At 44.0% G+C, this 16,200-nt stretch carries 14 protein-coding genes; 7 read left to right on the plus strand and 7 right to left on the minus strand.

The window, feature by feature from the left end; translation table 11 throughout:
- Positions 1-70: 70 nt before the first annotated feature.
- Positions 71-472: a UPF0146 family protein gene (locus O8C65_11950; protein MCZ7357637.1), complete on the minus strand. Its 402-nt coding sequence runs from the start codon at positions 470-472 to the stop codon at positions 71-73.
- A 361-nt stretch (positions 473-833) separates the two neighbouring features.
- On the opposite strand from O8C65_11950, the gene O8C65_11955 reads away from it, so the two are divergent.
- Positions 834-2,948: a PAS domain S-box protein gene (locus O8C65_11955; GenBank protein ID MCZ7357638.1), complete on the plus strand. Its 2,115-nt coding sequence runs from the start codon at positions 834-836 to the stop codon at positions 2,946-2,948.
- Positions 2,949-3,737: an ABC transporter permease gene (locus O8C65_11960; protein MCZ7357639.1), complete on the plus strand. Its 789-nt coding sequence runs from the start codon at positions 2,949-2,951 to the stop codon at positions 3,735-3,737.
- A gap of 127 nt (positions 3,738-3,864) precedes the next feature.
- On the opposite strand, the gene O8C65_11965 is transcribed toward O8C65_11960, so the two are convergent.
- The 4 genes from O8C65_11965 to gatE form a co-directional block, all read right to left on the minus strand.
- Entirely contained in the window at positions 3,865-5,055 is a 1,191-nt protein-coding gene (locus tag O8C65_11965) for a hypothetical protein (GenBank protein MCZ7357640.1), read from the minus strand.
- Positions 5,056-5,136: 81 nt separating this feature from the next.
- On the minus strand, positions 5,137-7,260 hold the full coding sequence (locus tag O8C65_11970; GenBank protein ID MCZ7357641.1) for an S-layer protein domain-containing protein: 2,124 nt from the start codon (positions 7,258-7,260) through the stop codon (positions 5,137-5,139).
- 319 nt (positions 7,261-7,579) lie between these two features.
- Complete coding sequence (locus O8C65_11975) at positions 7,580-8,923, minus strand: sulfatase-like hydrolase/transferase (protein MCZ7357642.1); 1,344 nt, start codon at positions 8,921-8,923, stop codon at positions 7,580-7,582.
- A 20-nt stretch (positions 8,924-8,943) separates the two neighbouring features.
- Positions 8,944-10,830 carry a Glu-tRNA(Gln) amidotransferase subunit GatE gene (gatE, locus tag O8C65_11980; protein MCZ7357643.1) on the minus strand — a complete coding sequence of 629 codons (1,887 nt, stop codon included), beginning with the start codon at positions 10,828-10,830 and terminating at the stop codon, positions 8,944-8,946.
- Positions 10,831-10,920: 90 nt separating this feature from the next.
- Here gatE and O8C65_11985 point away from each other — a divergent pair, with 90 nt between their 5' ends.
- A complete protein-coding gene (locus O8C65_11985; GenBank protein MCZ7357644.1) occupies positions 10,921-11,220 on the plus strand; it encodes a hypothetical protein in 300 nt (99 codons plus the stop codon).
- A gap of 37 nt (positions 11,221-11,257) precedes the next feature.
- Here O8C65_11985 and O8C65_11990 read toward each other — a convergent pair whose 3' ends face one another.
- Positions 11,258-12,520 carry an ArgE/DapE family deacylase gene (locus O8C65_11990; protein MCZ7357645.1) on the minus strand — a complete coding sequence of 421 codons (1,263 nt, stop codon included), beginning with the start codon at positions 12,518-12,520 and terminating at the stop codon, positions 11,258-11,260.
- A gap of 56 nt (positions 12,521-12,576) precedes the next feature.
- Between O8C65_11990 and O8C65_11995 the strand changes: the two genes are divergently transcribed.
- Genes O8C65_11995 through O8C65_12005 form a run of 3 tightly spaced genes read left to right on the plus strand, consistent with a single transcriptional unit; the run spans position 12,577 to position 14,368 of the window.
- Positions 12,577-13,668, plus strand: a complete 1,092-nt coding sequence (locus tag O8C65_11995; protein MCZ7357646.1) for a GTP-binding protein — start codon at positions 12,577-12,579, stop codon at positions 13,666-13,668.
- Between the two features lie 3 nt (positions 13,669-13,671).
- Positions 13,672-14,082 (plus strand): NUDIX hydrolase, encoded by a 411-nt coding sequence (locus O8C65_12000; protein MCZ7357647.1) that lies wholly within the window; start codon positions 13,672-13,674, stop codon positions 14,080-14,082.
- Entirely contained in the window at positions 14,066-14,368 is a 303-nt protein-coding gene (locus O8C65_12005; GenBank protein MCZ7357648.1) for a transcription factor S, read from the plus strand. Before O8C65_12000 ends, O8C65_12005 begins: the two co-directional genes overlap by 17 nt.
- Here O8C65_12005 and mch read toward each other — a convergent pair.
- The gene (mch, locus tag O8C65_12010; GenBank protein ID MCZ7357649.1) at positions 14,365-15,315 is read right to left on the minus strand and encodes a methenyltetrahydromethanopterin cyclohydrolase; all 951 of its coding nucleotides are present in this window, start codon (positions 15,313-15,315) and stop codon (positions 14,365-14,367) included. The genes O8C65_12005 and mch overlap by 4 nt on opposite strands.
- A 196-nt stretch (positions 15,316-15,511) precedes the next feature.
- Between mch and O8C65_12015 the strand changes: the two genes are divergently transcribed.
- Positions 15,512-16,198, plus strand: coding sequence for a thymidylate synthase (locus tag O8C65_12015; protein ID MCZ7357650.1), 687 nt, complete (start codon positions 15,512-15,514; stop codon positions 16,196-16,198).
- Positions 16,199-16,200 lie beyond the last annotated feature (2 nt).

Here is a 16,200-nt window from a genome sequence, read left to right on the forward strand (position 1 = left end):
ACTATGTGTTATAAAAAAACCGATATAACATTGGATTTTTGAAATGCTTGCTTCAAAATTCGAATCATTCTTAGACTTTATACAAATAAAATCTAGTTTTTTTATAATTTATTAGCTTATAATTTTTAAAGAACCTGCTCAGATCAGCCTTTTCATTACCGAATGGTCTGATAAGCAGGTCCGCTCCGACTTCTTCCGCAATTTTGGCCATGGCTTCCTGAAAGTCGATGGGCGGTCTTATCGAATAAATAAGGGACGCATTTTTATAAATCCCGATGCTGGGATCGAATACATCATCCCTGAAAAACCTGACCCCAGCATATTCCCGGTCGATTATGTCTGTTACGACAACTTCGATCGTATCTTTCAGTAAAAGAGCGACCTCGGGTCTGCTACCCACTCCGACCTCCACCACTTTCTCGCTGTAGTTTTTCAGTATATATTCTGAAAGATCTTCGTAATCTGAAATCATGACCTGATGCTGCCTTTATAAAACTTCCAGAAATAAATAATATTGCTCAATTTTTGGAAATATTAAAATACACAAATAGCATTATCTCACATATATGGGTTCAAATAGTGTATTTAGACATCTGATGATCAATCGCACTACCATCTCAAACAGTATTGTTTTCCCGGCCTTCCAGGCAAAGGTATCTTCCAGAGACGATCATGTTGCAGAACGGTCTCCAATGATGTATGGGAAAATCGCAGAAAGAGGGTCCTCCAGTATCAAAGAACTCCTATCTGAATGTAGCAACTACAGAGTCTCCTTATTTTTTGTAAGAGGCGCTGATTCTGCATCCTTCCCTCAAAAGCCGGAGCTTTAAAATATGGAAACAAATGAATCCCCCAAATTAAAAGCTCTATCAGATATCTCGTCAATAGATATTGCTCTTGATTTTAATGAGATCCTTCCAAAAATACTGAAAATCATGTGCGAAGCGATGAGGGCACATTCAGGAACCATCATGCTTGTCAATGGAAGTAATGATGAACTGAGGATGGTGGCTGCGTATGGATTGCCTAGCGACTATATCGAAAGGGTATATAATGCTGCAAAAAAAGCAAATGTGCTCATATCCTCAAGCCCTTCAGGGACAGCATTAATCACAAGAAAATATTACTCTGTTCCGAACGTTTTCGAAGAACCCAAAAATATACCCTGGACACATTTAGCAAGAGAACTTGGTTTTTCAGCCCAGATATTCGCTCCCATGAAAAAGGGGCAAAAAGTCATTGGTCTCCTGAATGTTTACATGACAGACCCGCATCAGTTTACGGACGAAGAGATCAATTTTGTTACAATTGCAGCATCACAGGCTTCTTCAGTGGTCCAGAATGCAAGAATATGCGGCCAATTGAAAGATAATGTTCTGGAACTTAATAAATACAAGGAGCAGCTTGAAGAGAAAATAAATGAAACACATAAAAAATTATATAATTCTGAGAGATATCTGAGGGCAATAATTGAATCTTCGCTTGATGGAATAGCAGTGGTGGATGATCAGGGCAGATTTGAGTTCGGCAATGATTCGCTCTTTGACATCCTAGGCTGGCCGAGAGAAGAAATAATCGGCCAGGTTTTCACAAAGATAATCCCCGAAGATATGCTGGAATTTATGCAGGAACGCTGGAGTGAGATTCAAAATGGGATCGAGATTCCTTATGAAACTAAAATTAGAACAAAAAAAGGGGAAATAAAATATATATATCTATCCCCTGCGAAAACAGAATTTGATGGAAAAATAAAATATATAGGGATCAGTAAGGACATCTCAGAAAATAAGAAACTTGAATTGAATCTGAAAGAATCCGAGGTCAGGTACAGGGACCTCTTTGAGAACGCCGACGACCCCATGTACACAATGGATACAGAGGGTTACTTCAAAGAAATAAATAATGCGGGACTGGATATATTTGGAGGAATAGAGGAAGAAGTTATAGGATCTCATATATCAAGATGGCTGACACCGGAGAGTTCTATAATAGCTCAGGAACTCCTGACAAGACAAATATCAGGCGAACCCTGGAACCAACCAATAATCCTTGAAGTGATCCGCAAGAACGGGGAGCACAGGTGGGGTGAGATAAAAACAAGGGTTATTAAGAAGGATGGCAGGGTAAATGCAATCCACGGCATTGCAGGGGATATAACTGAAAAAAGGAAGATGGAACAGAAGCTCAAGGAATACAATGAAAAATTAGAAAAATCCTACGAATCTCTCAAGGAAGCCGATAGAATAAAGACTGAATTCATCTCGAATATAACCCATGAATTATTTACACCTCTGACATCGATTAAAGGATTTGCTGAATTGATCCACGATGGGACAGTGGGCAGGATCAATGACCAGCAAAAAAAGAGCCTGGAAGCCATCCTTCGGAACTCAAACAGGCTGATCGGGTTGATCAAAGAATTACTGGACACAGCATATCTAGAAAAAAATAAGTTTGGACTTCAATTCGGTCTAACTTCAATAAATGAGATTATCTCAAGATCCATCAAGGACATTCAGCCCCTGGCAAAAGAGAAGGAAATCTCGATAATCCTTGATATGAAACAGCTTCCGAAAGTCTGGGGGGATGAAGGAAGACTCATCCAGGTGATAATAAACCTGCTTATCAATGCGGTAAAATTCACACCGCAAAAAGGAATTATAACAATTACTGCATTTGATGGCCCAAAAGGTATCATTATCCGAATAATAGATACGGGCATCGGTATCCCCTCTGATAAACTTGACCGCATATTTGACAGGTTCTACCAGGTAGATGGTTCAACTAGTAGAAAATACGGGGGAGTCGGTCTTGGACTTTCGATATGCAGGAGCATAATAGAAAAACACTTCGGTTCCATCTGGGCAGAGAGTAATAGCAAGGGAAGCACATTTAATATAACGCTGCCCAAATTGTCACAAAGCAAGAAAGAAGACTTGGAGGATTGAATGTTCGATGCCGGAATTGAGTCGGGCAGGTTTGCCGCTTCTTTTTACAAAAGCTGGATAATGGCTAAAAGGAATTTTTTTACCATATTTGAAGTCTTATTCTGGCCATTCATAGGCCTTATGTCCATAGGCCTTATGGCTAATTTTTTATCAATGAGCCCCAATGCCATTTCTTTCATCCTTATAGGTGCGATCGCATTCAGCATTGTTCAGGTATGCCAGATTGATGTCGCGTATGTTATGCTTTTTGATATGTGGAGCAAAAGCATAAAACATACCTTCATAGCGCCTGTAAGGGGCTATCACCTGATTATCGGTTCACTCCTCTTCGGCATATTAAGAGGGACTATTGTCTCCATTATCCTGGTTATACTCAGCTTTTATGCGTTCGGTTTTAATTTTTTTGCTGCAGGTGTGATACCCATTATTGTTTTTTTAGCAGGGCTTTTCCTGACCTCTGCAGCTATAGGTATTCTGGTTTGCATCTCAATCCTCCTGTTCGGCCAGCGCGCTGAAGTGGCCGCATGGACAATGACCGGCATAATGATGTTCATCTGCGGGATTTATTATCCTGTTACAGTGCTTCCGGAAAGTATCCAGGTGATTGCACGCGCAATCCCGCTTACTTATTTCCTTGAATACATGCGTTCATTTTACGGCTTCGGTGCCGCAAATGTAACTCTCGGATTTGCCCTGGCTATATTTTATTTCGCGGCAGGCATTATCGCGCTTGACAGAGCGATCATGAGGGCAAGGCGCTCAGGCATATTGCTGCGGCTCTCCGAGTGAGAAGTCTGGAAAAGACCAAAAAATATCGTGATCCATTCTCCAATTATTTAATGATTTTCATTGTTAGAAAAATAATTTGATTAGCATACCATTAACCGCGATATGTTGGATTACTAAGAACTATATGTTATTTCATATTTTTTGACAATTCCGTCAGCGATTCCATGTATCTTTTGGATTGTTCCAAACCTGAGATTTTTCTATCTTCATAATTTTTGATGACTGTCCCTGCAGCCAATCTGATGTGTGGAGTTCCATCATTTACAATCTCGACTGCTACTATGCTGTTCAATAATAACAAAATACATACCATAATTGCATATGGCTTCATCAGTTTTTCATTAATTGCGATCAAGCCCCATGGAATTATTGGAATCAGGTAGGGAACCTTGTACGGAAAAATGAAATAGGATGAAACAAAGATAAACCCCGTCAACCAACAGAAATTCAATAATTGTTTGCGCTCAATGAACTGTCTATTTTTAGGACTGAATATCACAAAAAAAATGAGAAATATTAAGGCAACTATACCAAATAATTCCATAATCATGTTATTAAATGATACTCCAACGGAAACAGAAAGCATGGATATGGGCTTCATGATGGGAGTAGTAGAGAGATATCCGGAGCCGTGAAGAAATTCAAGTTCATATTTGCTGAATACGGGCCAGAACAATAACAATGCTGTAATGACAGATATAGACACGAAAGCTAAGGCTTCCCTGATATTTCCTTTTTCCGAAAAAGCCCAAAATAGAATAGGAATTATCATAAATGCTGAGGTGAACCTCATTCCAACTGAAAATCCAATGGCAATTCCTGCAATGGAATATTTAGACTTGAATGCAAGATAGCTCCCCAGCAAAATGAACATAAGAGCCCACATATAATCCATGGTTATCACGCTATTTATCCATAGAAGAGGGAAAAAGGCAAAAGCAATTACGAGTAATGCTCTATTTTCTATTTTAAAAATGTTCAATATCTTGCCAAAAACTACTACTGATATAAACGAAACAATCATTGTTGCAGTGTTTGTGGCAATCCAGCCATTCTGAATGAAAAGTGCATTCGCAAATTCGTAAAGTGGGTATCCTGGGAAGCGTGACACGGTATAAACATGATTATATCTGATAAGAAATGCTGAATTCACCACTGACAGCGTGTCATAATCAGTTTTAGAACTGAAAGTGCTGAAACCGAGGTTTATGAAAGGGATACGTGAAATGAAAAATATTAAGGCCAGAATAACGACTGAGGGAAAATTCGTTAAATCGTAATTTAATAAATCTTTTTCAATCCTAGGCAATTTGAACATCACTTCAATATTGCATGGTTTATTATTAAAGCAATCTAAAAAAGAAAAGGTGAAGGGATCTCTCCCTTCGATTTTATTTATTTACTTTCTCTGTCTCAACACGAGGTAAGCTACTGCGAGCAATCCTGCGATCGCGAAGACTGCCTGGAATCCAGGCTCTTTTGGAGTCGCTGTTGCTGCTGCTGGCTTGGCTGTCTCAGTGACCGCCGGTGCCGTTGTTTCAACTACTGTTGCTGCGACGGTAGCATTGCCCGTTGGCTTCATACCTGTTCCAGTTGGTGTAACAGATCCTGTGACTGTGACTCCCGTGCCTGTTGGTCCTGGACCAGCGCCGATCTGGTAATCTACCACTGGGTAGTACCTCAAATCGGTGGCGCTGTCTGCCACTCTGAACTTCATTTCACCCATGATGTCAACAGTTCCGTCCTGGGTAAGGTCCACTGATTTATCTTTGTTCTTCAGTACAAGGGTATCGGCACCTGCACTTGTTACTTCCATGTTGCCAAATACATCAGCACTCTTAACTTCTGTGACTGACGTACCTATCGCCCATGTATATCTCAACTGCACCATATCGCTTGTGGCACCAGCAAATACGCTGTCGACATAGGTAACGAACAATGGAACATCTGTCTCGCCTGCAAAGCTCTTCTCTATATAGGTATAAACTCCGCCCTGTGCAATTACCTTATCGTCTTTCTTGACGCCGTCCTTGCTTAGGACAAGCCATGCCTGTCTTGGAGTTGCTTTGGCATCAATGCTCTGGGCTGATAATGTCCAGCCATCTCCAATGTCCCAGGTCTCTCCGACCGTCAGTGACTTCTTTTCATTAGTGGCATTGCCCTGCTCGATTATAAGCTTGGCTAATTTCTTAGCATTGGCTTTTACGGGTATGTAGGGCTGTGCCTGCCAGCCTATGATAGGATATTGTCCGGTTCCAGTGGCATTGATCTTCAGCATATCAGAGTCTGTCTTGTTGACCTTATTATTTTCGATCACTTTCAAAGTCTTGAAAGTTTTGGTCGTTGTGTAAGTCAAATTTTCATTAGCTCCATCAATGTTTCTATTGGAGACGCTAACGACCGATAGATTCTCTGTCATTAAGTTATTCTTTAGATCATACCAGAATCCTGCAAAGTTTGAAGCATCCCAGAAGCGTTGCGTGGTATCGCTAAGACTGTTTGGTACTGAAATGACCGAGCCGCGTACCTCATATGTTCCAGGAGTAGTTCTTACTACCATTGGGTAATATCTCAAATCGGTGGCGCTGTCTGCCACTCTGAACTTCATATCACCCATGATGTCAACAGTTCCATCCTGTGTAAGGTCCACTGATTTGTCTTTGTTCTTCAGTATAAGGGTATCGGCACCCGCTTGAGTTACTTCCATGTTGCCAAATACATCAGCACTCTTAACTTCTATGACTGACGTACCTATTGCCCATGTATATCTCAGCTGCACCATATCGCTTGTGGCACCAGCAAATACGCTGTCGACATATGTAACGAACAACGGAACATCTGTCTCGCCTGCAAAGCTTTTCTCTATGTAGGTATAAACTCCGCCCTGTCCAATTACCTTATCGTCTTTCTTGACGCCGTCCTTGCTTAGGACAAGCCATGCCTGTCTTGGACTTGCCTTGGCATCAATGCTCTGGGCTGATAATGTCCAGCCATCTCCAATGTCCCAGGTCTCTCCGACCGTCAGTGACTTCTTTTCATTAGTGGCATTGCCCTGCTCGATTATAAGCTTGGCTAATTTCTTAGCATTGGATTTTACCGGTATGTAGGGCTGTGCCTGCCAGCCTAGGATAGGATATTTTCCTGTTCCACTGGCATTGATCTTTAGCATATCAGAATCTGTGGCGTTGATCTTACCATTTTCAATCACTTTCAAAGTCTTGAAAGTTTTTGTCGTTGTATAAATCAACTGTTCTGATCCGGCAATTCCAGAAATGGACCTAGTTGAAGGACCTACTGACAGGACCGATAGATTCTCTGTCATTAAGTTATCTTTTAGATCGTACCAGAATCCTGCAAAGTTATTAGCGTCCCAGAAACGAGGCGTGGCATCGGTAAGACTGCCTGGTACTGAAACGACAGCTCCGCGGATTTCCACGCTGGTCGCCTGTATAGCTGCATTTGCAGGTAATGCTATTGCTAACATTAACACAGCTAATGCAACTGTTGTTATTCTTTTACTCATTATTCTTTCCTCCATATTCTATATGGTTTATGTTCTCCTTCGAGATGCCGACTTAACGGCAAGAGTGATAGTAATCAAAGGCAGAACTTTTAGCTCCGCCGCCATCGCTAAACCGTCTTGTCCGAACCGACATGTTTAATGACTGCCGTCCAAGGCGATTTCATCACCCTCTATTTAATCCCGTTATGGATTACATACCTTGTACATAGGGCTGTACTTAAATCTTTTGCGGTCGATTTTGGCAAAAAACATGCATGCATGGGCACAATCGACGATTGAAGGTTCACTTATTGTCGAACTGCTATATCCAGCAGTATGCTCAATCCTTCATCTTTCTAATGACGATAAAACCGGCTGCCATGACAATTAATATTAAAATAATCGCAAAAATTCTGTTGTAATTGAATACAGATTCCTTTCTATAAAAATTCAAATTCTTGTCAGAATCAAGGAATATGTGCTCTTCATATGCAATCTCAGCGCCGGATGCTTTGAGCGTATAGCTGGTGTTCAGAGGAAGCCCCGCAAAAATAAGCTCAGAATCTCCGCGTTCTGATAATTTCTGGCCATCATTCCACAATGAAACCTGATATTTATTGTCTGCTTTTACAAAGATACTTGCATAATTTTTTATCTTAATGGACCCGCCGTCCGCGTATTGGAGATGGTTGGGAAGGTCAAGAACATTGAGGATCGTTGGCGCGATATCTTCCTGATCGTACTCCCCACTTACAACGCCAACTCTGGAATTTGGAGAAAATATAACAAATGGTATCCTCAGGCTTTCCTGCCTGGATGAGTATTTATCCGACGAGTGCCCGCCTCTTTGCGCGTCTTTTTTGGCAAAGGACATCCCGTGGTCTGCAGTGAAAAATATGGCGATCCTGTTCTCCGATGCTGTTTTGTAAAGAGGATAGAAATCCCTATCAAGGTCTTCGATCAAGCTAACATAATCATCCTCTCCAAGATTATGACCACCGCTATCTATCGCGCCCACATTCAATGTCAAAAAGAACTTCTGCGCCGGGTGGTTCTTTATCATTGATTCTGCAACAGCATTGGCCGCATCGATTCCCCATTTGTTGTATGCTGAATATCTCTCCACGCCTGCCCGTTTATTCAAATATTCTGGGAGTTTCATCTTCCAATCGTTCATTAATTCATAAACGCCGGATGGCGCCGCTTTTGCCTGTAGCGATAACTGCGGTTCATCGATCGAATTATTCTCCATGAACAGAATTATATCCTGCTCCTCTCGCATGTTCGAAAAATCTCCTGTTTCCATAACGGCCAGATTAGAAAAACCATGCTGCCTTGTGATATCGTATATGGTGGCTTCGGGGTAACCCACTATCTCCTCGTTCGCTCCTGAGTAACCAGTGACAATTATGGAATGAGCTATCCCAGTAACAGGTTGGGAAGTCTTGATATTGAGTATCCTTGTACCCGAGATAAGGTTTCTGGTATTTGCTTTTGGAAGCTCGCTCCCATCAAGGCTCAAAGCTTTGAATTCCGGATAATAGTACGATGAACCAAATCCATCCACAATAAAAAGGATTGCACTCTGAGGCCTATTGACATCATTAAATGACACTTCAGAGACTGCAAAAGCAATCCCTGACAATAAGAAAATCGTAACCCAAATTATCAAAACTTTTTTCATGAGTAACATACAGGTAGAATTCATTTTGACCCCACAATTTTTGAGATTTTTTCGTTCAGCAGCTTGCTCACTTCCTGACCGCTAACCTTACCCCGCAGCTCTTTCATGACCACTCCCATCAATGGTCCCGCAGAATTCAATCCTTTTTCCATAATAAAATCCATCTTGGATTCTATGATTTTATCGATAACAGTCTCTAATGCTCCAGTTTCCACCCCTATGCCCAGTGTTTGAACTGCTTTATCCACCGCCAATTCTGGCTTACTGGCTATGATTTTCAGGACACTGCCGATCGCTTCATTCGGTATCTTTCCATCAGCATGAAGCTTGAAAAGCTGGATAAGATTCGCTTCTATGATATTATGCACCGGCACACCTTCTTTTTCAAGTTCATAAAGTGTTGTTTCAAGCGTGCGCACCACTATGGTCGAACTGGCGCCAGGCGCCTGCCGCATGATATTTTCAAAAAGAACAAAGTTGCGTGAACGGGCGATCAGGGCTGCAAGCTCTTCACCCAGGGCAAACTTTTTCTGGTACCTCGCCATGCGATCTTCAATAAGCTCAGGCAATTTTATATCTTCAATCCTTTCTTCTGTGATCACGACAGGTGGGACATCAGTCTCAGGGTACATGCGTGCCGCTCCCGGAAGGGGTCTCATATAAGCCGAATTACCATCTGGAAGCGCTCGCCTTGTTTCCTCGGGAACGCACACCAGTGCCTCTCTTGCCCGGACAATAACAGCTTCCAGTGCCCCCCTGGCCTTCTCTCTGGCATCTGCGACCATTACCACACAATCGTTATCCTGCGCACCCACGGCTCTCCTGAGAACACCCGTTTCATCTTCGGTTATACCGTAATTTGGAAGTTCATCCGTGTGGAATATGCCTCCAACGCCGGATTTTTTTGCCCGGTCCGATAACTCTGTCCCGAATCTCCTACCGGGCTGAACTTCCCTCCCAACAAAACCGCCAAATCCTGGAAGATTTACCGCAAACACCACGCCTACCTTCAGTGCCTTTTGTATCACTTTTGAACTCGTATCTGCAAAAATTGATGTCACGTCCATGATATCATCAGTTACTGCTGCATTCCGTTCATTGAGTTCCTTTTTTATTTCCAGAAGGGCGACCTGTCTTTTAACTTCCTGCTCCACTATCGTTTCGATCATTGAAAGGTCCTGCACTCCTTTGATTTCGACCCTCGCTCCCTCTGTTATCGAAATATTGATATCCTGCCTTATGGTGCCCAGGCCGCGTTTCACTTTCCCTGTTGAACGCAATATCATGCCGAGCTTTTCTGCAACCTCTCTTGCATGCTGTGGTGATATTATATCCGGAGCAGTACCGATCTCAACCAGTGGAATGCCCAGGCGGTCGAGTGAATATACCACAGAATCCCCTTTATCTTCAACTTTCTGCGCCGCCTCTTCCTCAAGGCACAGCACGTCTATCCCCACCCGGCCAGAAGACGAATCCAGATATCCTTTTGTGGCCACAAGGCCGGTTCTCTGGAAACCCGATGTGTTTGAGCCATCTATGACAATTTTCCTCATGGTGTAGAGCTCTTCAACGATATTCATATTCAGCAATCTTGCGATCATGAGCGCATAATCAAGAGCCTCCTGGTTCAATTCGCGCGGCGGCTCTTCGTCATTCTCCACAAGACAGGTGGTGTCGTATGCTTTATAGATGAATTTTTTTGTGAGTTTTACTTCCTCAAGCGCCGCCCTGTCAACCACCCCCATCTCGCTCTGCGTGGGACGAAGATACCTGGAAAACTCAAAAATGGAATCCTTGGTGTCATGAAGAAGCGTAGGGCATCCGCAGAACAGCTTTTCTTTTGTGTCCAGCTGCTGGTGAATCTCAAGCCCCGATTTCAATCCAAGCGCTCTGTAGTCGTGAGTCATGGGCATCATTGATATTATGCAATCTATAAAACAATTGTCATTTCATAATTGTCGATATTTTTAAATACAATCCTGAATATTGAAATAAGTATGCAGGAAAAACATCTAAAAATGCTCGGAGTTATTATAATTTTTATTGGCCTTGCGATTTTGCTTTTCACATTTTATGAGGCATATTCCTACATGAAATCACCATACCCGGCCCTTGACTCTCCACAGGTGTCCAGCACACTTACTTCAGGACAGCCTGACATAAACAGGGCTATGGCACAGGCATTTTCCCCATTCTTTAACTCGATCATTCCCCTTATCTATTCCTCAGGCTATATGTTTGTGATGGGATTGATTGGTTTCTGGACAATGGGAAGGGGAATACAGCTTGTAAAATAGTGGATTTTATTGAGGAATAATTTGGACATATCCTTTATCAACAAATCAACCTCCCCAAAAATTTCGTAAACATTTCCAGATCATCCACCCGGATATTCTCATCGTCTGCATGGGCATTGCTCTCAAGCCTTCTCCCAAGTCCAAAACAGCATGCTGGCAGCCCCGTTACCTTCGCGGCATAAGCCACGTCAAGGCTTCCCTGTGCCCCTGCAAGCCTGACCTCCCTGCCTGCAACCTCGGTTGCCACATTCTGGACTTCCTTCACCCATGGATGATTCATGTCAGTCAGCATGGGAGCGTAGATATCATCGCAGCTCAACTTTAGATCAATATCAGGATGCTTTTCCCTGACGCGTGAGATTGCTGCATTCATCTCCCTGCATACCTCATCGAACTTCTCTTCCGGGATATAGCGGCGGTCACCTTTCATCGTGCAACGGTCCGGGACGATATTTTGTTTCACACCTGCGTTTATCACAGTGATATTGAGGACTGGCAAAAGGGTATTTATCCCGGTTTTCTGACTTATTACCGTGCTTGTCGGTACCTTTGAACGTCTTCTCTCAATCTTGGCCTTCAGTTCCATCAATTCGTTCATGACCGGGATGGATCTCTCGATAGCATTCACACCAAGAAAACTGCTACCGCTGTGATACGATCTCCCCAAGACGTCTATCTGCCAGTCCACGTTCCCATTGGATGCTATAGTGATATCATCGCTGTCCCCGTCCATACTCAGGAAATAATCCGCTTTCAGTTTCCCCAGGTCGGCCAGATAGCACAGGCCAGAATACGGCCCCATCTCTTCATCAGTGGTCAGGGCAATATTCAGGTTGTACTTTGGTTTAATGTCCAGTTCCTTCATTGCCGAGAGAACAGTCAAAAGCGCAGCTGGTCCACCCTTTGAGTCAGCCACGCCGCGCCCGAAGATGCTGCCATTCTTAATAGTGCATTCAAACGGCGGCACGCTCCAGCTATTGCTTGCGGGCACAACATCAAGGTGAGTATTTATCAAAAGGTTTTTTGGCGCTCCGACATCCAGTCTTGCAGACAGGTTCATGCGCTCGCCTGCCAGATGAGAAAGCCTTGGATTTTTTTCCTCGAATAATTGGCGCGGCATTACCACGGTCTCCACCGTGAAGTCAAGGTTCTCAAGCTTTTGCGCCATGAGTTCCATGATCTTTCCATAGTTCTCACCCGGCGGGACCTGCGTGGGAATTCGAACAAGCCCATCAAGTGTCTTTATTGTTTCATCGGTCTTTGATCCCAGATAGTCAATTAAAGCCTGCATCTTGACCATAAGAAGCTGTTATCATCCAAATCCTTTTTGCTTTGGCCTCTGCTATTAGACAAAAAATGACACTCGAAGAAGAGATAAAGGCGATCGAAGAAGAAATAAGCAAGACCAAGTACAATAAGGCCACCGAACATCACATAGGTCGGTTAAAAGGAAAACTTGCCTTTCTCAAGGAAACTGCGTTGAAGAGGGCATCCTCCAAATCAGGAGGGGAAGGCTTTTCCGTCAAGAAATCCGGGGATGCATCAGTCGTACTTGTCGGGTTCCCCTCCGTGGGAAAAAGCACATTGTTGAACAGCCTTACGGGAACAGAGTCGCAGGTTGCTGCATATGAATTCACCACTCTCGATGTAGTGCCAGGGGCGCTTGAATACAAAGGGGCCACTATCCAGATACTGGACGTGCCCGGTCTTACAAAAGGCGCTGCCTCAGGAAGGGGAAGGGGCAAAGAAGTCCTCGCGGTGGTAAGGAACGCAGACCTGGCGGTGATACTGCTTGATGTTTTCCAGCCAGTTCACCATGATATTCTTGTTCAGGAACTGTATGATGCAGGGATACGTGTCAATTCAAGACCGCCTGATGTAACTATCGTGAAAAAACCAAAGGGCGGCATAAGCGTAAACAGCACGGTAGATCTAAATCTCGATGATGATACAATAAAAGTGATATTGGGAGAGTACAGGATTCATAACGCAAATGTTGTGATACGTGAAAATATAACCATCGACCAGTTGATCGATGCCATACTGGGCAACCGTAAATACATACCTGCTATCGTGGTAATTAACAAGATCGACCTCGCAGATGAACAAATGCTCGAAGAATGCAATGAGAAATTCCCTGATGCTCTTCTCATTTCGGCTGATAAGAAAGTCCATATCGAAGAACTTAAAGAAAAGCTGTATCAGGAACTCGGGTTCATCAGGATTTTCCTGAAACCCCAGGGGCAGCCGCCCGACCTGAACGAACCCCTGATTGTAAGATACGGCTCCACAATTGGCGATATATGCGACAAGCTCCACCGTGATTTCAGGAACAGGTTCAGGTACGCACAGATCTGGGGCGATTCCGCAAAACACAAAGGGCAACGCACGGGTCTTGACCACGTACTTTATGATAATGATATCCTGACGATAATATTGAGGAAATAAATAATGAAACCAGTGACGCCTCTCCTGACCGTGGATGCACTAATAATATACGAAGGTAAAATTGTTCTCATAAAACGCAAGAATGCGCCCTACAGGGATCATTTCGCACTCCCGGGCGGTTTCGTGGAGGTAGGGGAGACGGTTGAAGCTGCGGCTGCCCGAGAGGCAAAGGAGGAAACAGGGCTTGATATCAGGCTTATCAAGCTCCTGGGCGTGTATTCTGACCCTTCGCGTGACCCGAGAGGCCACACAGTTTCTGTGTGTTTCCTCGCCACCGGGAGTGGAAACCTTAAAGCTGGTTCGGATGCTAAGGATATCAAGCTCTCTTGTCTTAATGAAATACCAGAACTGGCATTTGATCATAATAAGATCATAGAAGAAGCTAAGAGTGATATCAATGGAATTCTGTCCTAATTGCAAAAGCATGATGATACCTGCAAAGAATGTTTTTAAATGCAGGAAATGCGGATTTGAACAAGAAATTAAAAAAGGATTTATCTCAAAGACCGAAAGGAATGAGCGCGAAGTAACGGTATTGGAGCAGAGGGAGATGGGAATGCCAACCACCCGGGCAAGATGCGAAGAGTGCGGGAATGACACCGCATACTGGTGGTTGCGCCAACTTCGTGCGGCTGATGAAAGTGAAGTCAGGTTCTTCCGGTGCACCAAGTGCGGGATGACCTGGCGTGAATATAGCTAGATCCCGCTTATACCATAGGATTCCAGAATCACTTCCCCATTCAGGTGACCTGCATGGTAGGTCATACCAGTTTCGAGGTCGTTTACCGTAATCTCCGCGGGAGCGAAGACGTTGGCATCTATCTTGAAGAAATCATAACCGGCATCCTTGAAAGTCCTGTAAAACGGTTTTCCATAGTCCTTTGAAGTGGATGAAGGGACCTGCTTGAATAACGCTTCATCAAATCCTCTTACGGTCAGGAACACTGAGCCGTAGTATATCACACTGTCGTTAGTGCTGCCCATGGCTTTCAGGTCATCCTTGACCACAGGCGCAATGGGTGCGCATCCCGAGCCGCTCACTATCTTGGTGGTATCGTAACCCAGTTCGTTCAGTTTGAATATAGCGGTCTCGACCACACGTCCAGAGACCTGCACAGAACCCACCATGCTTGCCGTGGGCGCAATAAGAGCTACTACATTGGCGGGCTCAACGTGGCTTGCCTCGGCAATTGTCTCGATCACCTTCTCATCAGGGAGCTGGTTCGATTCAAGAGCGATAACGGCATATTCGTAATCATCCTCGTACTTTATTCGCTCATAGGTTTTCTTTGGCTTGAGCGCGAGCGCCCTTGCAGGGCCGGAACCCATGGCAAAATACTTATCCACGCTTATCCGCCACCCCGCTTTCTGTGCGCCAAGGCAGGATATCGCGGGATGGTCTGTAAAAATATCCACGAAAGAAAGCGGGATTTCATTCACTTTATGCACTGTTATTGAGCTTGCCCCGAACCCACCCATGCAGATTTCCGTGAACATGAGACCCGCTTCGTATCCCCCGTCGGCGTTTATCCCGCAGTCTATGACCTTTGCACCGTTTTTAAGTTCAATGACTTTTACTTTTAATTCCTCCGACCAGTCCATCATTTCTTCCGCGATTTCCATTGCTTTTTCATTAACGCTTAACAAAATAAATCACCACTTAAAATCATAGTAGGCAAAATGGACTTATAAGGTTTTTGAAATTATCCAGCTATCATGATTTGTTCAAAAAGGATATAACATTGGATTCATCCAAACGTTAACCTTTAATCATATGCCTTCGAATAGGTGTTATGAAATAGTGCTATCGAAGGAGCACGCGTAATTTCAGGAAGCGATAGTTATGAAATATCCTCCAACTAACCTTATCCAGGCAGTCGGTCTTGCAGACGCCTGGGCACAAGCCGTGAATTTTGTCATGAAGCACGGCATGGAGATAAAGACCGAGTACGGCCCAATGTCAAGGGATATCTGTTCTGCAATAGAGATCCGTGACCCGTATGCAGAACCCATGCTGCATCCCCAGTTCCCTACAAAAGAGTTGCATGTTAAGGAGTACCTGAAGCAGTGGGAGAGGGAATATGACTGGAGAAAGCAGGGATTTGAGTATAATTACATGGACAGGCTGATAAATTATCCATCTCGCGGAAAGGATGTTGACCAGTTGAAGGCAATAAGGGACCTGCTCCCCCAGGGCGTATCGCGCCGCAGGCAGGCTATTACATGGATACCGGAACGCGACCTTTTCGTAAAGGAAGACCAGCCATGCCTTCAGCGCCTGTGGGTCAGGGCGCTGGGTGAAGGAAATGCCGAGATGCATTGCATGTGGCGCTCGCGCGACCTGTTTGCTGCATGGAACAGCAATATGGTCGGTTTGCTTACCATGATAAGACGGGAGGTGCTAGACCCCAACAACCTGAAACTTTTAAAGGTGGTAGATTTCTGCAATTCGCTGCATATCTATGAGGCGGACTGGGAAGAGGCATCGAAGGTTAAGCCTCTGCCGAAGAGCCCGCAGATGATGAGGTAATA

The organism is Candidatus Methanoperedens sp., from assembly GCA_027460535.1.
Taxonomy (GTDB): domain Archaea; phylum Halobacteriota; class Methanosarcinia; order Methanosarcinales; family Methanoperedenaceae; genus Methanoperedens.